Origin of the sequence: Cytobacillus sp. Bac17 (genome assembly GCF_024519925.1) — a bacterium.
In the GTDB taxonomy this organism is placed as follows: Bacteria; Bacillota; Bacilli; order Bacillales; family Cytobacillaceae; genus Cytobacillus; species Cytobacillus pseudoceanisediminis.
Map to the genome: position 1 here is coordinate 1 of NZ_JALJRC010000050.1, position 22,491 is coordinate 22,491.

Genomic DNA, 22,491 nt, shown 5'->3' on the forward strand with positions numbered 1-22,491 from the left:
TGTCGATGCAGGCGATGCTTACTTTCGCTGCCATGAATTTGAAGAAAATGGCCAACTGGACTTGGCAAGGTCCAGAAATGGCCTAAATGATAACCTCGGAGAGGTCTGCAATTCTCTGTAATTACTTGAAGTCCTACAAAAAATGAAAAAAAGAGTTCGGAATGAGACTATTCCGAACTCTTTTTGTCTACAAACTGACTGCCCCTCCGAAAGGGGCAGTTTCATTATGGCTGGAGGATATCCATTAATTCTGTATTTTCAAAGTCTGCAGCGTAATCATAAGCTGTGTAGCCATCCGCATCTTTCACAGCGGGATCTGCACCATACTCCAGGAGAAGCATGGCCATTTCAGTATCCTCATTAAATACTGCACTCATTAAAGGAGTGGTTTGATAGTTATCTGCCGTATTAGGCTCTGCGCCATTTTCCAGCAGAAGGGCAGCGCTGTCATACTGGCCATAAGAAACAGCCCAGTGTAAGGCAGTAGTGCCATCTGCATCCATTTCCTCAATATCCGCCCCATCAGCCAATAAAATGTGGATCATTTCAGTATCATTTTCACTCGCTGCATTCATTAGAGCGGTAGCTCCTTCAATGCCCATAACCGTTTCAGTCCACAAATCCATTTTTTTAAGTGATTTATACCCAACCCAGAGTCCGCCGGAAAGAATAGTCAGCGTTAAGACCGCTCCTGCTATCCCTAGCCATATCCTGCCCTTTGGTTCTTTTAACTCAACTGCAGATTCTTCATCAAAAACTTTTGATAAAGCATAAATTCTTTTCGGCAGGTGAGGATGGGTGGAAAGTTTCTCATTCAGCCATACAAAAAATCCAGTTTCCGTTTGGAGCTGCTCCATGTATGCATGCTTATTGACCTTAGGATAAAGTTCTTTTCCAATCGCAAGCATAGTTAAGGCATCTCTAGATGCTTCAAACGACTTTATATAATAGGCAGCATAACGATCACATGTATACTCGCATGCTCTTAAGTACGCATTCCCCAGGAATGGAACCCACATAGCAGGGAGCAGAAGAAGGCTTATGATAACATGCTTTCTTTTTAAATGAGCAAACTCATGGGCCAGGACAAACAGCACTTCCTTTTCAGCTCCACGAGCAGTCAATTCAAAAATACCAGAATATAAGACAACCATATTTCTTCTGAAAAACCTGGTTGCAAAGGCATTTAAGACACCTTCAGACTCAATCACGTATATATCCGGCAAATCTTGCAGACCCATTTCCTTTGCAGTTAGTACTGCTTTTTCATAAATTTCAGGAAATTGTTTCTCACTTATTCTTACTCCGTTTCTTCTGATGCCGCCCATCATAATCCCATGGAACAGAAGAGATACAAGTATTAATGCTAAAATAATCACAATCCCAATAATAGAGAATGCGAGAAAAATATAAGACAAAATACTAAATAAAGCAACGAATGCAAAATAAATATTTTCCTTCGGGTATACCAGGCGATCTCTCAGCGAGTAAGCTTCCATTACACTTTCTTCCTTTCAATCTCTTTTAAATATACCAATTGATTATAATCAAAAAACAAATTTTAGGATATAGAAACTTTCCTGAGCGATTATTTGAATATTCTGTACATAATTCAAGCCCCATCTGCCATAAGGTATAGTAATAGTCCCTTTTCCCATTGAGGTTTAATCGCAAATAATTAGGGAATTGAACATACATTAAAAAGGAGGGGAACGTAAAGACTAAAACACAAGCAGCATTATAAATATTTTGTAAAATTGTATCCTTAAAGTAGAAATAATCAGATAATAGCGTTACAATATAGTCAGAGGTATGACATCTTGACTAAATAACCAGAATGCAAAGGGGTTGTCTGGGGAAAAGAAAACTACATACGATTGAAGGAAAATCCTTCAATGTAGCTGTCGGTTGCAGGAAATTGCCATGGGGTTTGAAAAAAGGATAGGGAGTGGTTTTTTGAAACCTTCAACTAACCGGATGTTAAACCGTGTAAAATCCGTCTACATGTTTATAAGTAAGCGCGGAACTGTAACAACTCAGGAGCTTGTAGAGGAATTTGGTATTACTCCTCGCACCATTCAAAGAGATTTAAATGTCCTCGCCTACAATGACTTGGTTAAGAGTCCGAGCAGAGGCAAATGGACCATAACTCAAAAGAAAGTAAAGATGTCATCTTAACACTCAAAGCATAACCAACCTAACAAATAAAAAATCGCCCTGCTGTCAGGGCGATTTTTCCGTCTCATCTCACTTCATAATTCATCAGCTTATCAAGCTCTTCATCAGTCAATTCCCGATATTCACCCAATTCCAATGTTTTATCCAGCTCAAGCGGGCCCATTGAGATTCTCTTTAAATAGATGACTCTTTTTCCCACTGCCTCAAACATTCTTTTCACCTGATGAAACTTTCCCTCCGTAATGGTTAACTCAATATCGGATGTTATGCCGGATTTAAGGATTTCCAGCTCCCCAGGCTTGGTTTCATAGCCGTCATCTAGTATAACCCCTTTTTTAAACGCAGCAACATCATCAGCTGTTACTTCCCTGTCTATGACTGCAAAATAGGTTTTAGGAACATGCTTTTTTGGAGAAAGCAGCCGATGTGCCAGCTGGCCGTCATTAGTCAGCAGCAAAAGCCCTTCTGTATCCTTATCCAGGCGTCCCACTGGAAAAGGAGAAAAAACAAGGTCTTCCATTTCGAGCAGGTCGACCACGGTTTCAAATTGAGAGTCTTCTGTTGCGGAAATGACGCCTGGCGGTTTGTTCATCATCAAATAAATGAATTCCTTATATTCAACCTTTTCGCCATTAATGATGACAGCATCCTGTTCAGGATCGACCTGGTGCTTGGGATCCTTTACTTTTTCATCATTAACGGTTACAGCTCCATCCTTTAATAGCTTTTTAACATCCTTACGGCTTCCGTAGCCCAGATTGGCCAGCATTTTATCAATTCTCATGGCTGCCCCTCCCTTTTAATCCTAATTAATCTGATTTTTATTAAAATCGCGTTATTAAAGATTTACCTTTTAAAAAGGTTCTCTTATCCTTGTTATAAGTAAATATTCTGTCCGCTGATTTCAGCACGGGGCACTTGCTTTCCGCGGAGCGGGCGGTGAGCCTCCTCGTCGCTTTGCGCCTGCGGGGTCTCACCTGTCCCACTGCTCCCGCAGGACGTTGAATAAACTTCCTCGACTGAACACCGCACGAAGAAAATGCGCCAGCATTTTCGAGGATCAAGTACCCTCCGCTCCAATCAACTCAGTGCTTTGTATATTGTTATCTAAAACCAAATCCTAAACATTTTTTAAAAAAGGCCCCCATCACGGAGACCTTCTATTTTTAAGCCTTCAATCTTAACTTCTTAAGCATTCTATCGACCCTTGATCCAAACAGGAGATAGATTAATTTAGTTCTGAAGCTTAGGTAGAAATAGACTCCCGCTCCAGCTGCTGCGCAGGTGATGACAATGATGATAGCCTGAAAATTGGATGCCGGCGATAAGAAGGCAGTTGTGATTTTATAAACCACGCCTGCAGCAATGTACATGCATGCAGTAAATAATACAATCAGCATTCCTCGTCTTAAGACAAGCTTGAAAGGATATTTTGCAAATGTTTTAATTACGAAAAGGTTAATTAAAATAGCTACGATATAGCCAAGAGCGGTTGCAAATACGGCTCCCTGTGTTTCGAACAGTTTTATGAGCGGAATATTCAATGACAGCTTTACAAGCAGGCCTGTCAGCAAACTTAAAATTGTAAAACGCTGTTCATTGATTCCCTGCAGAATGGCTGCAGTTACCGAAAAATAAGCAAAGAGAATCGCCACTGGGGCATAAGTTCTTAGCACTTCAGTACCCAAATCCTTATGCTCATAAAACAGGGTGAAAACCGGCTCGGCAAGCAGGGACAATCCTGCTACGGCAGGAAGAGTCAGAAAGAGAAGCACCTGGAAAGTCTGGTTAAGCTGGCGGTTTAAATCTGACCTATCTTCTTCCATAAATGCTTTCGTCACACTTGGCACAAGCGTCAGCGAGAAAGCTGTGGCAAGCGAGACAGGAATGATGACCAGCTTATGCGTCTCAAAGTTCAGGACAGAAAAGGCTGCAACTGCATTTTTCGATTCACCGATGGCATCCATCGCCCTGGTAAATGTTATCTGATCAATAAACTGAAAGAGAGGATTCGCGAGACCCACAAATACAAATGGTGCGGCATAAAGAATGATTTCTTTATAAATTTCCTTTAGGGAAATGTCAACGGTTCCTTTATCTTCTTCAAGCATTTTATCCAAATGCGGCTTACGTTTATACCAATACCAGAATAATACCCCGAGGCTTCCGAGTCCGCCAATAAAGGCAGCAAAGGTGGCGACACTGATCGCGGCAGTCAGTGAACCTTTCATTACATTTAAAACGACATATGCACCTGCAAGAACGAACAGGATGCGGACAATCTGCTCCACAACCTGTGAAACAGCAGTAGGACCCATTGACTGATGTCCCTGAAAGAACCCTCTTATCAAACTCATGAACGGAATAATAATCAGGGCAAATGATACCGCTCTAATTACAGTTGTTACATCTTTAACACTAACTTCAACGTCTTTTCCTGCCAAGGTCATTTCCGCAACTGCCGGAGCAAGGAAGAATAGGATCAGGAATGAAATGATTCCGCTTGCCGTCATGACCGCCAGGCCTGATTTGAACAGCTTTCTTCCGACTGCGTATTCCTCTATTGCATTATATTTAGAGATAAATTTTGAAACAGCAAGCGGAACCCCGGCTGTTGCAACACTAATAAAGATTGTATAAGGTGTATACGAAAAGGAATAAAGGGCTGTCCCTTCCTTCCCGACAATTTGGTAAAAAGGAATAACATAAAACAAACCAAGAACCTTCGAGATAATTGTGCCAAGCGTAAGGATGAAGGTTCCCTTTAAGAGCTTAGATGACATATAATCCCTTCCTTTATGAAATGCGGAAGCGCTTTGCCCACCCCCCGGTAGGCGCTCCTCCTAAAAGCCAGCGCTTTTAGCCGTGCGATGATAAAGCTATCGTAGCGTTCCTTGTGGAGCCAGACAGTTATCGACTTTCAAAGCTTTCTCTCTTATTTAAAAACCTGCAGCATGCAGCTTTTACAGCCTGTGATTGCCAAAACAATTCTCAGTAAGTTCGTCAATTTTCTATCTTTTTAGACACACTATTTGTAGTGTACTCTTCTTGCAGAGGAAATTCCACTTGCAATACCGTATTATGGGGCATTATTTTTAGAAATAGGATATTTGATTTATAATGAAGCTACTGCTTTTTTAGCGAATCAAGATAAGTTGGTGAAAATATGAAATATGATGTAATAGTTATAGGCGGGGGTCCTTCGGGATTGATGGCAGCAATCGGTGCTGCGGAACAGAAGGCAAAAGTACTGCTGATTGACAAAGGAACCAAGCTTGGAAGGAAGCTTGCCATTTCCGGAGGGGGCAGGTGCAATGTCACAAACAGGCTTCCAGTGGACGAGATCATTAAGCATATTCCTGGCAATGGCCGGTTTTTGTACAGTGCATTCTCCATTTTCAGCAATGAAGATATTATCCGCTTCTTTGAGAATTTAGGAATTAAGCTGAAAGAAGAAGATCACGGACGGATGTTTCCTGTTACCGACAAAGCGCAATCTGTTGTTGATGCCTTGATTTCAAGGCTGAAGGAGCTGAAAGTCGATATCAAGACGAATAGCCCTATCCAGGATGTTCACTATGAAAATGGCAGGGTGAAATCGGTAGAATTAAAAACAGGCGATGTATATGAAGCAGATTCAGTTGTGGTTGCCGTAGGAGGGAAATCAGTCCCTCATACCGGCTCAACCGGCGACGGCTATGCATGGGCGGAAAAAGCAGGCCATACGATTACAGAGCTTTTCCCAACCGAGGTTCCGCTGACATCTTCTGAGAACTTTATTAAAGAAAAAATACTGCAGGGATTGTCGCTCCGGAATGTGGCGCTTAGTGTTTTAAACCCTAAAGGAAAAGCGATTATAACCCATCGGATGGATATGATTTTTACCCATATTGGCATTAGCGGCCCGGCCGTCTTGCGCTGCAGCCAATATGCGGTGAAAGCGATGAAGAAGTGGAATTTAAAAGAAGTGGTCATGAATTTGGACGCAATCCCGGATACAAAAGAAGAGCCTCTTTTTCAGGAAGTGTCCAAAAAGATCAAAGAAGATCCAAAGAAAAGTATGAAAAATCTCTTAAAAGGGATGCTTCCTGAAAGATATCTTTTGTTTCTTCTTGAGCAGAACGGAATTGATCCGTCCTCACAGGGAGCTGCGATTTCAAACGAAAAGATCAGAAGCTTTGTTAAAGCCTGCAAATCTTTTCAGTTTAAAGTAAATGGGACATTGCCTCTCGATAAAGCCTTTGTTACCGGCGGAGGGGTTTCCGTCAAAGAAATTGAACCGCAAACAATGGCTTCAAAATTGATGGAAGGACTTTTCTTCTGCGGAGAAATCCTGGACATCCATGGCTACACAGGCGGATATAATATTACATCCGCACTTGTAACAGGCAGGTTAGCCGGATTAAACGCAGCAGTCTCAGCTAGGATTGTATAATAAAGATAGAGCCTGATGCTCCTCAGACATCAGGCTCTATATATAACCATGGCAGAGAAACAATAAATTTGTTCATCTTCGTCCTCTTGCACTGCGGCAACATTATATTTAATATCCAGCAGCTTTTTTTCTTCAATCTTCTCCAGAAAATGATTCATATCCTTTTCCAGGTCTTTTTCATGTTCATGATCAAATAGCTTTACCTTAATCACAGGAAACTTCCTTTCTTAGTTTTTTATCAGTTTGTACAATTTTCTGAATTTTTAAACCCAAAACACAAAAAAAACGAAGCCTGCTGCGGCTCCGCTCTTCTCTATTTTGTTTCACCCTGCCAGTTCAGCATGCCCCCGGTCATATTGCGGACTTTATATCCCTGGTCCTGCAAATAGTGGCATACGTTTCCGCTGCGATTGCCAGAACGGCAAATAATGATGTACTCCGTATCTTTATCAAATTTATCAAGATTCTCAGGTATCGTGCCCATACGGATATGTCTCGCCCCTGGAATCATGCCGGATGCAACCTCTTCATCTTCCCTTACATCGACAAGCTCAAGTTTCTCCCCTTCTTCAAGTTTTTTTTGCAATTCTTCTGTTGTTATCTCTTCAATACGGTCCAATCCTAACACCCTTTCTGGAAAGCCTTTTAAATAGCACTTAACATTAAATAATGCTGCCAATTCTATAATACCCTATATGGGACGAAAAATATAAACGGGACGTTTCTAAAACACAAATACAAAAACCACCTCTGACAAATAGAGGTGGTTTCATCTGATATAACTTAATTCGCAACGATATTCACAAGTTTACCTGGCACCGCGATGACTTTACGGACGGTTTTTCCGTCAATTTGTTCTTTTACTTTGTCATCGCCCATTGCGATTTGCTCCAATAGGTCTTTTTTGGCATCGGCAGGAACCATAAGCTTTGCTTTAACTTTACCGTTGATTTGGATAACGATTTCGACTTCATCATCTATCATTTTGGCTTCATCATATGCAGGCCAAGCTTCATAAGCAATGGATTCACCATGGCCTAATTTAGACCAAAGCTCTTCGGACATGTGTGGAGCAATGGGTGAAAGCATTTTAACAAAGCCTTCTGCAAAGGCCTTTGGAAGCACATCTGCTTTATATGCTTCATTGATGAATACCATCATTTGGGAAATAGCTGTGTTGAAACGCAGCCCTTCGTAGTCCTCAGTTACTTTTTTCACCGTTTGGTGGTAAACCTTTTCAAGACTGCTGCCTTCTTCAATGTCCTGAATTCCCTGGCTTAATTCACCAGTCTCTTCCACAAACAAACGCCAGATGCGGTCAAGGAATCTTCTTGAACCATCCAATCCATTTGTAGACCATGCGATGGAAGCTTCAAGAGGCCCCATGAACATTTCGTATAGACGAAGAGTATCAGCACCATGGCTTGCTACAATTTCATCCGGATTAACGACATTGCCTTTTGATTTACTCATTTTCTCATTATTTTCCCCAAGAATCATACCTTGGTTAAATAACTTTTGGAACGGTTCCTTCGTATGGACAATTCCCACATCATAAAGGACCTTGTGCCAGAAGCGGGCATATAGGAGATGAAGAACCGCATGTTCAGCTCCGCCGATATAAATATCAACCGGAAGCCATTCTTTTAATTTCTCAGGATCTGCAAGAGCTTCACTGTTTTTCGGATCAATATAGCGAAGATAGTACCAGCAGCTGCCTGCCCATTGTGGCATTGTGTTCGTTTCCCTGCGGCCCTTCTTGCCTGTTTCAGGATCCACGACATTCACCCACTCATCGATGTTGGCCAATGGTGACTCTCCAGTGCCGGATGGTTTGATTTCCGTTGTTTTTGGAAGCACTAATGGGAGCTGATCTTCCGGCACGGCAGTCATTGTGCCATCTTCCCAGTGGATCACTGGAATCGGCTCGCCCCAATAACGCTGGCGGCTGAATAGCCAGTCACGAAGACGATAAGTAACCTTCTTAGTGCCAATGCCTTTCTCTTCAAGCCATGCGATCATTTTCTCAATCGCTTCCTCTTTGTTTAATCCATCCAGGAAACCTGAGTTAACATGCTCTCCATCGCCAGTGTATGCTTCTTTTTCAACATCTCCGCCGGCAACGACTTCTTTAATAGGCAGATCAAATTGCTTGGCGAACTCATAGTCGCGCTCGTCATGGGCTGGAACGGCCATGATGGCCCCAGTTCCATAGCTGGCTAAAACATAATCTGCAATCCAGATTGGCATTTTTTCGCCATTGACCGGGTTAATCGCATAAGCACCAGTGAAGACACCTGTTTTTTCTTTAGCAAGATCTGTCCGCTCGAGATCGCTCTTGCTCTTTACTTTGTCAATGTAAGCCTGAACTGCCTCGCGCTGCCCATCTGCTGTGATTTTTTCAACAAGCGCATGTTCTGGAGCAAGAACAGCATATGTTGCACCATATAATGTGTCAGGTCGTGTTGTGAAAACAGTGAACGTTCCATTATGGCCTTCAATATTGAACGTTACTTCTGCTCCTTCAGAACGGCCGATCCAGTTTCGCTGCATATCTTTAAGGCTCTCTGGCCAATCCAATAAATCAAGATCTTCAAGCAGGCGATCAGCATAAGCCGTAATTTTTAGCATCCACTGTCTCATTGGACGGCGTTCTACCGGATGGCCTCCTCGTTCACTTTTTCCGTCGATGACCTCTTCATTTGCAAGTACTGTTCCAAGTGCGGGACACCAGTTAACAGCTACTTCATCGATATATGCAAGCCCTTTTTCATAAAGCTTTAAGAAAATCCACTGAGTCCATTTATAATATTCAGGGTCTGTTGTGTTTACTTCACGATCCCAGTCATATGAAAAACCTAAAGCCTTAATCTGGCGTCGGAAGGTGTTGATATTCTTTTCTGTGAATTCAGCAGGATCGTTTCCTGTATCAAGGGCATATTGCTCGGCAGGCAAACCAAATGCATCCCAGCCCATTGGGTGAAGAACATTATAGCCTTGCATGCGCTTCATGCGGGAAAGGATGTCTGTTGCCGTATATCCTTCCGGGTGGCCGACATGAAGTCCTGCGCCTGAAGGATAAGGGAACATATCAAGCGCATAAAACTTGCGCTTGCCTTTATCTTCAGTTGTTTTAAAAGTTTTATTTTCTTCCCAGTAGCCTTGCCACTTTTTTTCAATCTCCTGATGATTGAAACTCATTTTTGTTTCCTCCTATTAATGAAAATAAAATCAGGCTCTTTTCTTATAAACCGTTTTTGGGCTTATGAATATTGCCCGTTGATTTCAGCACGAGGCACTTAGCGAACCCGCGGGAGAGATGAGAGCCTCCCCGGCTTCGCCTGCGGGGTCTCTCACTTTCCTCACTACCCGCAGGACATTGAATAACCCTCCATGAATGAGCAACGCACGAAGAAAATGCGTCAGCATTTTCGAGGATCAAGTGCCCTCCGCTGCAATCAACTTTACGAAACAGCCTAAAAAATAAAATAAAAAACCTCTCATCCCCAAAAAGGGACGAGAGGATTATGTATAAATCTCCCGCGGTACCACCCACATTAGTGAACATGTCACTCGCTTCATTCATCCTTAACGCGGAAAACGGCAAGCATTACTGGTACTTCACACTTGCTGCTCCAAGGCGAGTTCATGATGTGCCCGGCTGACTTGCACCTTCCGTCAACTCTCTATAACGGGCTGTTGCACCACTACTGCTCCTTATCTAAGCATTTTAGTATAGGAATATGACTATTGTAATAAATTTCCCGCCAGGATGCAAGTAGGCTTATCCTGACAGGAATTTAATAACTAGAATATGCAATCTTTCAGAAAATGTGCCTGATTTACTGAACAGTATATCCTCCATCGATAACTGCCGCCTGTCCTGTAATGCCTTTAGCTCCGTCACCAGCCAAAAAAATAGCATAATCTGCAATCTCTTCTACCTTCAGCAGCCTCTTTTGCGGCACTAAGGGATAAATGACTTCTTCCAGCGCTTTTTCAATAGGTACATTTCTTGTTTTAGCAAGGTCATTCAGCTGATTTCTTACGAGTGGTGTATCCACATAGCCCGGGCAAATGGCATTGACCGTAATGCCATCTTCAGCAGCTTCCAAAGCTGCGACTTTAGTGAGGCCTATAACGCCATGCTTGGCACTGTTATAAGCTGCTTTCCCCGCGAATCCAACAAGACCGTTAATGGATGCCATGTTCAGGATACGGCCGGACTTTTGTTTTTTCATGACGGGCATGACATGTTTAATGGCCATGAACGGTGCAGTCAGCATTACTTTGATCAGAAACTCGAATTTTTCAGTAGGAAAGTCTTCAATAAAGGAAACATGCTGCAGCCCTGCATTGTTAATGAGCACATCCAAGGCACCGAATTGACTGACAGTTTCATTGATGGCCGATTCTATATCAGACTCCAAGGTCACATCACATTTAAGCCCGATTGCTTCAAAACCTTCATTCTGCAAATTTTCTGCGGCTTTTTTCACGGCCTCTTCCTGAATATCTGTCAGAACGATTTTCGAGCCGTGTTCAGCAAATCTCTTGCCTATTTCATAGCCAATTCCCTGCGCTGCACCGGTTATAAAAACTACTTTATTTTGTACCATGAATAAGCTCCTTTCAAAAACAAAGCCGGGGCTCTATTTTATGAGCCCCTGCCGAAATTAGATTCCTAGACCGAGTGAGAATAATACAATCGCAAGTGCTAAACCAATCAGCGGAACGATTACTGTAACAGCCGCCACCGCTCCATATGCAGCCTGGTGAGATTCCCCGCAGATAGCCCGTACAGTGGTAACGACATAGCCATTATGCGGCAAGGAATCCAGAGCACCGGATGAAATGGCTACTGTTCTGTGCAGGGCTTCTGCATTGACGCCCATGTCCATATAATGCGGGGCCAGAATCGGCAATGCGATGGCCTGCCCGCCTGAAGCTGAACCGGTCATGCCGGCGATAACACTTACTGCTATGGCACCGCCTATCAGCGGGCTCCCAGGAATGCTTGTCATCCAATCTACTGCTGTGGCAAATGCAGGAACTGCCTTTGCCACTCCGCCGAACCCGACAACAGCAGCTGTATTCCCAATCGCTATCAATGCGCCTAATGTACCATCAGACACAGCATTCCAGAAATTTGTGAAATACTTTCTGTTCAATAGATATGTGGCAATAACTCCGCCCAGTAATGCAAGGATAAGTGCAGATTGTGCAAGAGAATCATGGAATACGAATGAGATAATTAAAACAACAGCCAATGGGAGAACCCCCATAAAAGGGTGCGGTAATTCCTTATTCTCAGTTACAGGATCCTGCTTTCGGGATTCAAAGGTTTCTCCTTTGTTTACAGCCTTTGTGATCATCCGCTTCAGCCACCAGTAGCCAAAAATCATCATGAACACAGCGACAATTAAGCTGACTTCCCAGCCTGCATATGGAGTCGTTCCAAGAAATTCAATCGGGATCCAGTTTTGAATTTCCGGTGAACCCGCAGAAGTCATCGTAAAAGTTACCGATCCAAAGGCAAGTGCTGCAGGGATGAACCTTCTTGGAAGATTTGCCTGTTTAAATAAACTTAATGCCATTGGATATACAGAGAAAGCAACTACGAATAAACTGACTCCGCCATAAGTTAAAATAGCACAGGAAGCGACAATGGCAAGAACGGCATATTTCATTCCGAGCTTATCCACTACCATTTTGGATACACTGTCGGCCGCGCCGCTGTCTTCCATTACCTTCCCAAAAATTGCACCCAATAGGAACATTAGGTACCATGATGTTACAAACCCTGAAAAGCCGGACATATAGTTCCCGACCAAATTGGCCTCCCCTTCACCTGCCAGCTGCGGAAATAATGGCATGCCGCTAAAAAGAGCTACAAACAAGGCAGATAACGGTCCGACAACCAGCAGGTTCATTCCCCGCATAGTCAGGTAAATCAGCAGGGCAAGCCCGCCTATTAATCCAATCATACTTAGCATTTCATTTCCCCCTTTGTTTTAAAAATAAGAAAAGAACTTTTCATCCTCTTCATGAAAACGCTTGCAAAAATAACTGAAAAATAACTTGCTGAGAAATGATAATGCAAGAGTCGTGCCAACATGAAAGGCTTGTAGGTAAAGGGAATCGTGAACAATTAATGAATCATTTTTCCAGAATTCTGGAATACAAAGGGAACAAGTCCACAGATATAATAGACTAGTTTCTGATAATTCCGTCTAAGAGTAGGACTAAGTGTACATAAAATTACTAGAATGAAAACAGTCCAGAATTCTGGAACGTATTCCGGATTTCTGGACTGTTTATCTTTATTCAATTCCATATTTCTTTAGTTTTTCATACATAGAAGATTTACTGATGCCTAGAGCTTTTGCCGCTTCTAATCGGTCATGGTTATATTTGCTCAAGCTTTGAGTCAATATCCGCTTTTCTGTTTCCTCCAGAATGTCCTTCAAGTTCTTTTTTCCAACGGGATAAACGGCAGATTCTTTCATGTAATCCGGCAATGATTCTGTAGTAATACTTTCATTGCTTGTTAAATGAATGGATGCCTCTATTACATTTTCAAGCTCTCTAATATTGCCGGGCCAGCTATATTGATGAAACTTTTCTATTACCTCGTCTTCAATTGCACTTATTCTCTTTCCCGATTTTTTCGTTATTTTCTTGATAAAGCTATCGATCAGGAGTGATAAATCTTCCATCCTGTCGCGCAAAGAAGGAATCATGAACGGCACCACATTAATCCGATAGAATAGATCCTCCCTAAAGCGCTTTTCCTCCATCATTTTTTCGAGCGGTCTGTTAGTTGCAGCGATAATCCGGACATCTACTTTAACCGGAGAAGTCGAACCCACGCTTTCAATCTCGCCTTCCTGCAGAGCACGCAATAACTTCACCTGCATATTAAGCGGCATATCTCCGATTTCATCCAAAAATAAAGTCCCTCCATCAGCAAGCTGGAATTTCCCCTTTTTACCTCCCTTTTTCGCACCTGTAAAAGCACCTTCTTCGTAGCCAAACAGTTCAGACTCCAGCAGATGTTCCGGAATGGCTCCGCAGTTAATTTTCACAAATGGCTGATGGCTCCTGTTGCTGAGCTGATGTATGCTGTGCGCAAATAGTTCTTTTCCAGTCCCGCTTTCCCCGCGGATTAAAACGGAAATATCACTGGCTGCCACCATTTTCACCTTTTCTTTAAGGCTATGAATCTGGCTCGAGTTTCCCAGGATATCATCAAGGCTGTATTTAACACTTGGATCAATTTCCTGGATAAAGCTCTGGATTTTTGTCAGCATGCTCTTTACATGGCTGTTCATCTGCATCCATTCCTTTGTATCCCTAAAAAAGACTGTCCCGAAAGCGCCAATTACTTCGCCATCAGAAAAAATGGGGATGCGATTTGCTATCATATAGTTGCCTCTTATATATTGCAGATCTGCAATTTCTTCCTTGCCTGATTCTGCCACTATATGCATACGTGAATTTTCAATCACCTCGGACACATGCTTCCCAAGAGCCTTTTCCCTTTCTATTTCCAGAAAATTACAATAATTTTCATTAATGTAAATAATTGTTCCTTCTTTATTCACAACTACAAGCCATCCAAAGGCGTTCTCAACAATGGTTTCGACAACCTTCACAGGCAGATCGAAGAATGCACTTTTCATTTGAATCCCCTCATTTAGGTCAATCTACTATTTATGAATACTATTTTATCATATTTTTCTGAAAACAAATTCACTTCAATGGGTATTCTTATGGCTTTTACTGCCCATAACATTAGTACTAGCAGACATGGGAGGTGTTTCAGATGAAAGGCATCTATCTGATTAATCCGAATTGGCAATCTGGAAACAAATCAAAACAGGAATGCACTCAGGCGCAAAAACAGGCGCTGCAAACCTATATTGATGACCATAATATTTTAACAGTGAAACTAAATCAATGGCAGCTGAATGACTATTACACCATTCCGCATGCCCTTTTGTATGATTTGAAGCAAAAGAAGGCAGATCTGGATGTCCTGCTTCTTTATTCAGAAGAGGTTCTCGAGGATTTTATCAGTTCTTATCCAGCGAGATGGCTGATTTTGAAAAGCTTCTTCAATGAAGTTGTATTTGCCGCTAAGCAAAAAGAAAATTACTTCGAAGGCGCCGGTTAAGAACTAAAATTTCAAAAAAACCTGCAGCTCAAAACTGCAGGTTTCTTTCTTATGATACATGCGCCAATTTTTTAGGCTCCTTCAATTTCCGGTCATACACAAGAGTTGTCAGAATGGCAAAAACAAATAGAACTATTAATACAGCAAACAGCATGGAGATTCCGTAAAGGTCAACGAGAATCCCCCCCAGTAAAGGCCCGATCATCCTTCCGCCTGTAGCAGTACTGTTTACGATTCCCTGGTAAAAACCTTCCCGCCCTTTAGGGGCAAGCTGGTTAGCAATGGTCGGAACCGCTGGCCATATTAGCATTTCGCCAATCGTCAGTATAACCATGGCTGTGATAAAAGCTGAGAATTTCTCGGCACTTGCTGCAGCAGCAAATGAACCTATAAATATGACCATGCCGGCGACCATCTGAACCTTAAGTGTTTTAAACCATTTTACCAAAGCACTGATAAACGGCTGTCCCAATACAATCAGGGCTCCATTAATAGTCCACAGCAAGCTGTATTGCTTTAACGAAATATTCAATTCCTGTGTGTAAGCAGCAATAGTTGATTGCCATTGCACATATCCGACCCAGCACAATAAATAGCCTGCACATAATATGAGCAGTGCATAAAGCTTGGTATGATTTTTAACCATGCGATTTTCCTGAAGGATGGAGGTCTGCTGACCCGAAGCAGTATTTATTCCCCTGTATCCAAAAACAGCGATCAGTAAAAAAACGATATACATGACAGTATTGGCCAGAAAAATCAACTGAAAAGAGTACGAAGCCACAAGGCCGCCGAGAGCAGCACCAATGGCAACACCGGCATTCTGAGCCACATAGATGGCATTGAAAGCTTTGCGGCCGCCTTCCTTCCACACAGATCCAGCCATCGCAAACATAGATGGAAAAACAATGCCAGACCCAAATCCGACAATAGTGAGAAACACCACGTATGCAGGCCAGCCGTGCCAAAAGGTCAAACCGAGAAGCGCCATTACCGTGATGATAATTCCAAGAAGAATCGAACGATAGCCGCCTATTTTATCATATAGGCTTCCCCCTATTAAATTTCCTGCGACGCTTGCAGCTGCGTTCACCATCAAAACCAGGCCGGCAACCGATAAGGACTTGCCTAAGTGGTCATGAATGTAGATTGTATTAAGTGGCCACAAAAAAGAAGATCCGGTTACATTCACTGCCATCCCAATTATTAAAAGCCATAAGGTCCGCGGCATAAAATTACGCCCCTTTTTTAAAATTTTTTTTATGTCAGCCGGCATATTACCACCCGGCACTATTTCGAAATCCAAAATAATTTTAGTTGGTTTTTCCTGTCCTTGCAATAGGTTTTCATTCGATTTTAATAGACAGAATACTTCTTCTTTAATAATTGAAACTGAATGTGGATATTTAAGGAATGCACCTATTGAGAATAGTTCGTTAAACGGCACAAAAATAAAGCCCCGATTTTGAAAAATCGGGGCTTTCCATATTCTATTTATGATGATTGTTCCGGCTCAGGGTGAAATTTTGATTTTACAGGCTGGCCGCCTGACTTCTCATAATTCTTTTTCGACTGCTTTACCGCATCAAAATCCCGGCCAAGTTCAACGTCCTGGCTATTGGCGCCATTGCGGGTCTTTTGTTCCGGATTGTTTTGTTTTGAGCGCTTTTTTACCATCTGTGGACCACTCCTTAATGAGGAAGTATTATCATCTGATTTTGGAGCTGCTGCAGCTGGAGTCTCATTCGGTGAAGCTGTTCCCGCTGCTGGGAGTTGGCGCTATGGGCCATCTGGGTTATATCATTATAAGCAGCTTCCAAAGATTGAAGAGCATTGGAGTATTCGTTATCATTATAATGCTCCTGTGTCCTGCCTGATTCAAACTGCTCCTGGGCAAAACGGATTGCATCCTCACACTGCTGCAGGAGTGTATCCATCGATTCACGGGTTGCCATTATCTGTTCCCCTCCTTAAAGAATGGGTCTAGAAGCTTGCATGCTTCAATAATTAGTTTGTTCATTTTTCTGTAATTCTTACCACTCTATTTCCTGCCAATTCCCCTTGGATAAGGTTTTGGGTCATGATAAGATTAATTTTATGAAATCCTTCATATTCATTTTTACCTTATAGATTACTCTTTGAAAAAGGAGGGATAATTGTGGATAAAGTAAATCCTTTTCCATATGCATCCGATAATAAACGGTACCATACATGGAATTATCATTTGCGTAATGAATTTGGCCATAAGGTTTTCAAGGTGGCACTCGATGGCGGCTTTGATTGCCCCAACCGTGATGGCACAGTCGCACATGGGGGATGTACATTCTGCAGTGCATCCGGTTCGGGAGACTTTGCCGGGAACCGTGCTGATGATTTGGAAACACAATTTAATGCAATAAAAACAAAAATGCATCATAAATGGAAAGATGGAAAATACATGGCTTATTTTCAGGCCTTTACGAATACTCATGCCCCTGTGGAAGTGCTTCGTGATATGTATGAGAGAGTGCTTGAGCAGGACGGAGTTGTCGGACTGTCTATTGCGACCCGCCCTGACTGTCTGCCTGATGATGTAGTCGAATATCTGGCAGAGCTTAATCAGCGAACTTATCTCTGGGTAGAACTGGGCTTACAAACTGTGCATGAACGGACTGCCCTTTTAATTAACCGCGCTCATGATTATCAATGCTATGCAGAGGGAGTAAAGAAGCTCCGCAAACATGGCATCCGCATCTGTTCCCACATCATTAATGGCCTTCCGCTTGAAACACCGGATATGATGATGGAAACCGCACGGGAAGTTGCAAAACTGGATGTGCAGGGGATAAAAATTCATCTCCTTCATTTATTAAAAGGAACCCCGATGGTTAAACAATTTGAAAAAGGCATGCTTGAGTTTCTGTCACTTAATGAATATGTAAACTTAGTATGTGACCAGCTGGAGATTTTACCTCCGGAAATGATTGTACACCGAATAACAGGAGATGGGCCAATCGACTTGATGATCGGGCCAATGTGGAGCGTAAATAAGTGGGAAGTGCTAAATAGCATTGATGCGGAATTAAAGCGCAGAAACAGCTGGCAAGGCAAACTTTACAATCCAAGCCAAATGGAGGCATTGTCATGAAGCTTGAAAGAATCTTACCTTATGCAAGACAGCTGCTTGAGAAAGCAGTATCACCTGGAGATATCGTTATTGATGCCACTTTGGGCAACGGACATGATACAGTATTTCTGGCGGATCTGGTAGGACATAATGGAAGAGTTTACGGTTTCGATATTCAGGAAGAAGCTGTCCAGAATACAAAAACGCGCCTGGCTGATCATGACCTGTCAGACAGGGCTACCCTTTTCCATACAGGACATGAATTCATTCTTGAGAATGTGCCGCCTGTGCATCATGGAAAAATAACTGCAGCCATTTTTAATTTAGGTTACCTGCCCGGCGGTGATAAAGATATTGTCACCCGTCCGCAGACAACCATTTCTGCCATCGATCAGCTTTTGGAACTGATGGCTCCGGAGGGGATTATTCTTTTAGTGATTTATCACGGCCATATTGAGGGAGCTGTTGAGCGTGATTATCTGCTCAGATATGTAAGGCAGCTGGATCAAAGCCTCGTCCATGTATTGCAATACCAGTTTATTAATCAAAAAAATAACCCGCCGTTTATTGTAGCTATTGAAAAACGGTAAAAGCCTGCAAAAAATGCAGGCTTTTTATTATTTTTCAATCGCTCCTGAAAAGCCCGCAGGCATCATCTTCTGCAAAGTACGGTAAGCTCTGCCGTTCACATAAAAGAAAAAGCTTACCATGCCGCCTGTTCTGATCATGCTTTTGGCTAATCTTCTGACATTCCGCTGCTTCCGGACCTTCTCATCGGATAGATAAACCCCGAGCAAGCCGCGATTAATCAGTTTATGGAAATGTTTATGAGGCAGCTTTTCAGTATGCTTATCTGCTTCGGCAACAAAATGCTTCAATCTCGAAAACAGTTTTTCTTCGTTCTCATAGTAAAAGCAAAAATTCAAGTCTCCACCGGCTTTGTCCTCTTCCTGATCAATCAGATAATCAAGAAGAATGTGGAGACCCTGGATGTATGGAAAATAACCATTTCGTATATTTACCGCATGCTCCGCTTCAAAATCATCTCTCAGTGCGTAGGAAACAAGGCAAAAAATCCCGAAAGTAGATCCCGAGCAAGCAGAGAACTCATACCATTCCATCTCAGGAATATCAGACCGATATTGGTCAAACCAGTTCTGCAGACGGGGAACTCGTTCTTCCACCACAACATGCTTATGTATTTGCAGATCACAATAGTATCGGCATAATTCAAGCAGATGGCTTTTTATATGTCTGTAATGCCTCAGACTGGACAGCACTTCCCTGCAGACTCCTGCCAAATCTGCAAGATAGTTTCCATCATCCTGTTCATTTCTCAGCCGATAATAATTTTTTTCTGCTGCATCGGTATCGAGGGCATCCTCCATTGACTCGTGCAGTGCCGCAAAGTCCCGGGGATCAAGTGAAGTGCTCCGATCGCAGAGATTGTCCAAATAATCACTGATTGTCTGATATGCGACGATGAACTTAACCGCTTGTTCATATTTTTCCTTGGCCATTAATGACATAATAGCTCCGCCTTCACAGTGGAAGGTTTTATGCTCAATGCTGGCAAGAGCCTGCTTTCTTAACTCCGGATCAGGAATGGCTTCCGCTCTGCTTTTCCAGTATGCTAGTTCCTTATGTACCGCAGGAAGAACCTTCCTGTAGACATGTGACATTAAGCTAATTGGCATGGAAGGGACACTCATGACATGATAAACCTCCTTTTGCTTAGGGATAGGTGAACAGTTTCTTATATTAAGCTGCACCCTTCCATAATTAAAACACCGTCCTTAAACCACATAACCAAGCGCTTTTAATTGGCTGTTAACGAAATCCTTCGCGTATTCAAAGACTTCTTCGCGCTCAGGTTCATTAAAGACTTCATGGTAGCATTTAGGCCATTCCTTGAACCTTTTCTCTGAGAAGGGCGCAAGGTTAAACCATTCTCTGACAGTTGTTTTATTTACGATCTTATCATCGCCGCCCTGTAATACGAGGAGGGGCACATCCTGGATCTTATCAAGATTCTCAAAGGCAAGCTTTATTGCAGAAACAAGTTCCCTGTACCATCTGACCGAAACTTTTGTCACATAAAGAGAATCATTTAAATCAGCATCAAGGACGTCCTGATTCCGCGTCGCCATGTCAACGGATAATCCGGCATCCATTTTCAGGCCAGGCATCACAGAATTGAGTCCAAGCGATAAGAAGTTCAGAAATTTTGAAGGCTGTTGAACCAAGCCTAAGCATGGGGAGGACAGAATTACCCCAGCGAGATTCATCCTTTCCTCCTGCAGCAGGCGAATGGCAATCAGACCGCCCATGCTGTGCCCTAAAAGAAAGACCGGCAATTCAAATTCATAGGCAGCATGTACCCAATCCTGAACTTCAAGTATATATTCATCAAAGGAGTCAATATGGCCTCTTCTGGATCTTGAAGTCATCCCCTGGCCAGGAAGATCTCCCATAATGACATGGAAACCGGCCAAGCGCCACATTTCAATCAGCCAGCCATAACGGCGGTGATGCTCCATTGCCCCATGCACCATGACAATAACGCCCTTTGCATCTCCTTCAGTTTCCCATTTCCACATAGTCAATCCTCCCAGCCTTTTTACGTACTATCTTTTGTATATATATTATAGCCTAGATGCTGAAATTGTTCATGAATCAACCCTTTGTAAAATTGGAATTCTTTTTGCCAAAATAACGTTTATCATGCCTCTTATGATAAAATCAAAATAATCAAACTTCATATAGGAGTGTTTCACATGATCTATCCATATAAAGATAAAGAACCTAAAATTGCAGAATCCGCATTTATTGCAGATTTTACTACCATTACCGGCGATGTTGAAATTGGCGAGGATTCCAGCGTTTGGTTCAACTCCGTTATACGCGGAGATGTAGCACCAACAATCATCGGCAAAAAAGTCAATATCCAGGACAATTCCGTCCTGCATCAAAGCCCGAATAACCCGCTGATATTGGAAGATGAAGTGACAGTTGGCCATCAGGTAATCCTTCATAGCTGCATTGTCCGCAAAAAGGCTTTAATAGGAATGGGCTCAATTGTATTAGATCAGGCTGAAATCGGAGAGGGAGCATTCATTGGTGCAGGGAGCCTTGTTCCACAGGGAAAGAAAATTCCTCCCAATACACTTGCATTCGGAAGGCCCGCAAAAGTGATCCGCGAGCTGACACCAGAAGATATCAAAGATATGGAACGGATCAGCAGGGAGTACGCCGAAAAAGGGCAGTACTATAAGTCTTTGCAGAAAAAGCCTGAATAACTCACCTGCCCCCTATTATAGAATGGGAAAACAGCCGATAATAAACATAAGGCAATACCAATGGGCGGGTGAAGAAATTGAAGATTTATATTGCGGCAATTGTTCTATTCTTATTTTTAATAGTGATATTCAGAAAAACAATGTTAAAAACGGCACCAATGTTTTTACTTGTCTTCATCCTGATTTCTGGTGCATTTGTTTATGACAACCTTTCAGGCAGCCAGCCTGCTTCAGCCGTAAACCAAATTAAATCATGGCTGTCTGAACCTGCTGAGAAAGCCAGCTCTTTCCTTGGAAACAACACTGTCGTAATAAAGATCAAGGAAGAAACAATTATAGATGCACCCGCAGTCAATCAGTTTCCTGAGCTCCCCAGAGGATGCGAGGTGACGAGCTTATCCATGCTCCTTCAGCATGCAGGAATACAGGCTGATAAAATGACACTCGCTAAAGAAATAAAGAAAAATCCTGAGCCTTATCGCATAGAAAACGGAAAAATCTATTTCGGGCACCCGAATGACGGATTCATAGGCGATATGTATTCCTTTGATAATCCAGGTCTTGGCGTTTATCATAAACCGGTAAAAGAGCTTGCGGAAAAGTACATGCCTGGCTCCATTGAAGACCTTACCGGATCCGATTTTGAAGACTTAAAGATCCATTTGTCAGACGGCAGGCCTGTCTGGGTTATTATCAACACAGCCTATAAACAGCTTTCTGATGACTTTTTCCAGACCTGGCATACGCCAAGCGGAAAAATACAGATTACCTATAAAGAGCATTCAGTCCTGCTCACAGGGTATGATCAGGAATACATGTATTTCAACGATCCGCTCACAGGAGAGAAAAATAAAAAAGCACCCAAAAACGATTTTGAAAAAGCATGGGTGCAGATGGGCAAACAGGCTATTACCTATCTCCCATAAGAAAAGCGGAAGCGCCTTGCCCACGAAAGAACGCAGACTAAGATCGCCGCGACCTCCCAAAACCTAACGTTTTCGGTCGTGCGATTTTTATGCTAACGAAGCATTCCTTATCCTGCGGCCTCAAGCACAAGACGAGCATTCCGGAAAGACGTCCTTTGCCTTTTGTGAGGGAGTGTCTTATCTTTCGTCCCTAGGAGCCTCAGCTAGACAAGCTTGTGATCTCGAGGTGGGAGGCTGCTTGCGCCAGACAATTATCTGACTTAAAAAATATATACATTCTTATAATTAATAAAAACGTCCACCAGGTTTTCACTGAACTATACCCTAGATAGTGGACACTGATAAAAAAGTGCCCCTTTCTGGGGTTT

The 22,491-nt window shown here is 42.6% G+C and carries 21 protein-coding genes and 1 other annotated feature; of the genes, 7 read left to right on the top strand and 14 right to left on the bottom strand.

The annotated features are described in order from the left end of the window. Positions 1 to 224: 224 nt before the first annotated feature. Positions 225 to 1,499, bottom strand: a complete 1,275-nt coding sequence (locus NR125_RS27640) for a M48 family metallopeptidase (protein ID WP_019383023.1) — start codon at positions 1,497 to 1,499, stop codon at positions 225 to 227. A gap of 457 nt (positions 1,500 to 1,956) precedes the next feature. Between NR125_RS27640 and NR125_RS27645 the strand changes: the two genes are divergently transcribed. Continuing rightward, complete coding sequence (locus NR125_RS27645; RefSeq protein WP_026041817.1) at positions 1,957 to 2,178, top strand: DeoR family transcriptional regulator; 222 nt, start codon at positions 1,957 to 1,959, stop codon at positions 2,176 to 2,178. A 64-nt stretch (positions 2,179 to 2,242) separates the two neighbouring features. On the opposite strand, the gene NR125_RS27650 is transcribed toward NR125_RS27645, so the two are convergent. Both NR125_RS27650 and NR125_RS27655 read right to left on the bottom strand, forming a co-directional pair. Then, entirely contained in the window at positions 2,243 to 2,962 is a 720-nt protein-coding gene (locus NR125_RS27650; protein WP_019383022.1) for a pseudouridine synthase, read from the bottom strand. Between the two features lie 382 nt (positions 2,963 to 3,344). Continuing rightward, the gene (locus tag NR125_RS27655; RefSeq protein ID WP_019383020.1) at positions 3,345 to 4,961 is read right to left on the bottom strand and encodes a putative polysaccharide biosynthesis protein; all 1,617 of its coding nucleotides are present in this window, start codon (positions 4,959 to 4,961) and stop codon (positions 3,345 to 3,347) included. 383 nt (positions 4,962 to 5,344) lie between these two features. Here NR125_RS27655 and NR125_RS27660 point away from each other — a divergent pair, with 383 nt between their 5' ends. Beyond that, positions 5,345 to 6,613, top strand: coding sequence for a BaiN/RdsA family NAD(P)/FAD-dependent oxidoreductase (locus NR125_RS27660; protein ID WP_256816590.1), 1,269 nt, complete (start codon positions 5,345 to 5,347; stop codon positions 6,611 to 6,613). Between the two features lie 29 nt (positions 6,614 to 6,642). Here NR125_RS27660 and NR125_RS27665 read toward each other — a convergent pair whose 3' ends face one another. From NR125_RS27665 to NR125_RS27690, 6 genes are all read right to left on the bottom strand, one after another. Then, the gene (locus NR125_RS27665) at positions 6,643 to 6,825 is read right to left on the bottom strand and encodes a sporulation protein Cse60 (RefSeq protein WP_009333366.1); all 183 of its coding nucleotides are present in this window, start codon (positions 6,823 to 6,825) and stop codon (positions 6,643 to 6,645) included. Between the two features lie 101 nt (positions 6,826 to 6,926). After that, complete coding sequence (locus tag NR125_RS27670; protein ID WP_026041816.1) at positions 6,927 to 7,232, bottom strand: rhodanese-like domain-containing protein; 306 nt, start codon at positions 7,230 to 7,232, stop codon at positions 6,927 to 6,929. A gap of 164 nt (positions 7,233 to 7,396) precedes the next feature. After that, positions 7,397 to 9,814, bottom strand: a complete 2,418-nt coding sequence (leuS, locus tag NR125_RS27675; RefSeq protein ID WP_256816591.1) for a leucine--tRNA ligase — start codon at positions 9,812 to 9,814, stop codon at positions 7,397 to 7,399. A gap of 308 nt (positions 9,815 to 10,122) precedes the next feature. Continuing rightward, positions 10,123 to 10,346: a binding site (T-box leader), on the bottom strand. A 109-nt stretch (positions 10,347 to 10,455) separates the two neighbouring features. Continuing rightward, complete coding sequence (locus NR125_RS27680) at positions 10,456 to 11,232, bottom strand: 3-hydroxybutyrate dehydrogenase (RefSeq protein ID WP_192907799.1); 777 nt, start codon at positions 11,230 to 11,232, stop codon at positions 10,456 to 10,458. Between the two features lie 57 nt (positions 11,233 to 11,289). Beyond that, positions 11,290 to 12,609 (bottom strand): GntP family permease, encoded by a 1,320-nt coding sequence (locus tag NR125_RS27685; RefSeq protein WP_009333370.1) that lies wholly within the window; start codon positions 12,607 to 12,609, stop codon positions 11,290 to 11,292. 327 nt (positions 12,610 to 12,936) lie between these two features. Continuing rightward, entirely contained in the window at positions 12,937 to 14,298 is a 1,362-nt protein-coding gene (locus tag NR125_RS27690) for a sigma-54 interaction domain-containing protein (RefSeq protein ID WP_009333371.1), read from the bottom strand. A 143-nt stretch (positions 14,299 to 14,441) separates the two neighbouring features. On the opposite strand from NR125_RS27690, the gene NR125_RS27695 reads away from it, so the two are divergent. Further along, complete coding sequence (locus NR125_RS27695; RefSeq protein ID WP_009333372.1) at positions 14,442 to 14,792, top strand: hypothetical protein; 351 nt, start codon at positions 14,442 to 14,444, stop codon at positions 14,790 to 14,792. 49 nt (positions 14,793 to 14,841) lie between these two features. Here the strand turns inward: NR125_RS27695 and NR125_RS27700 are convergent, their stop codons facing one another. From NR125_RS27700 to NR125_RS27710, 3 genes are all read right to left on the bottom strand, one after another. Further along, entirely contained in the window at positions 14,842 to 16,023 is a 1,182-nt protein-coding gene (locus NR125_RS27700; protein WP_019383013.1) for an MDR family MFS transporter, read from the bottom strand. A gap of 263 nt (positions 16,024 to 16,286) precedes the next feature. Continuing rightward, positions 16,287 to 16,469: a hypothetical protein gene (locus NR125_RS27705; protein WP_009333374.1), complete on the bottom strand. Its 183-nt coding sequence runs from the start codon at positions 16,467 to 16,469 to the stop codon at positions 16,287 to 16,289. Positions 16,470 to 16,483: 14 nt separating this feature from the next. Beyond that, positions 16,484 to 16,747: a YtzC family protein gene (locus tag NR125_RS27710; protein WP_009333375.1), complete on the bottom strand. Its 264-nt coding sequence runs from the start codon at positions 16,745 to 16,747 to the stop codon at positions 16,484 to 16,486. Positions 16,748 to 16,950: 203 nt separating this feature from the next. Here NR125_RS27710 and mnmL point away from each other — a divergent pair, with 203 nt between their 5' ends. Next, positions 16,951 to 17,919 (top strand): tRNA modification radical SAM protein MnmL/YtqA, encoded by a 969-nt coding sequence (gene mnmL, locus NR125_RS27715; protein WP_009333376.1) that lies wholly within the window; start codon positions 16,951 to 16,953, stop codon positions 17,917 to 17,919. Next, a complete protein-coding gene (gene mnmM, locus NR125_RS27720; protein ID WP_019383011.1) occupies positions 17,916 to 18,488 on the top strand; it encodes a tRNA 5-(aminomethyl)-2-thiouridylate-methyltransferase MnmM in 573 nt (190 codons plus the stop codon). The genes mnmL and mnmM overlap by 4 nt, the downstream gene beginning before the upstream one ends. A 27-nt stretch (positions 18,489 to 18,515) precedes the next feature. Here mnmM and NR125_RS27725 read toward each other — a convergent pair whose 3' ends face one another. Continuing rightward, entirely contained in the window at positions 18,516 to 19,610 is a 1,095-nt protein-coding gene (locus NR125_RS27725) for a tetraprenyl-beta-curcumene synthase family protein (protein ID WP_256816593.1), read from the bottom strand. A gap of 84 nt (positions 19,611 to 19,694) precedes the next feature. After that, positions 19,695 to 20,498 (bottom strand): alpha/beta hydrolase, encoded by an 804-nt coding sequence (locus NR125_RS27730; protein ID WP_009333379.1) that lies wholly within the window; start codon positions 20,496 to 20,498, stop codon positions 19,695 to 19,697. Positions 20,499 to 20,675: 177 nt separating this feature from the next. Between NR125_RS27730 and NR125_RS27735 the strand changes: the two genes are divergently transcribed. Next, positions 20,676 to 21,197: a gamma carbonic anhydrase gene (locus tag NR125_RS27735; RefSeq protein WP_009333380.1), complete on the top strand. Its 522-nt coding sequence runs from the start codon at positions 20,676 to 20,678 to the stop codon at positions 21,195 to 21,197. Between the two features lie 77 nt (positions 21,198 to 21,274). Beyond that, positions 21,275 to 22,123, top strand: coding sequence for a C39 family peptidase (locus tag NR125_RS27740; protein WP_192907805.1), 849 nt, complete (start codon positions 21,275 to 21,277; stop codon positions 22,121 to 22,123). Positions 22,124 to 22,491: the final 368 nt, after the last annotated feature.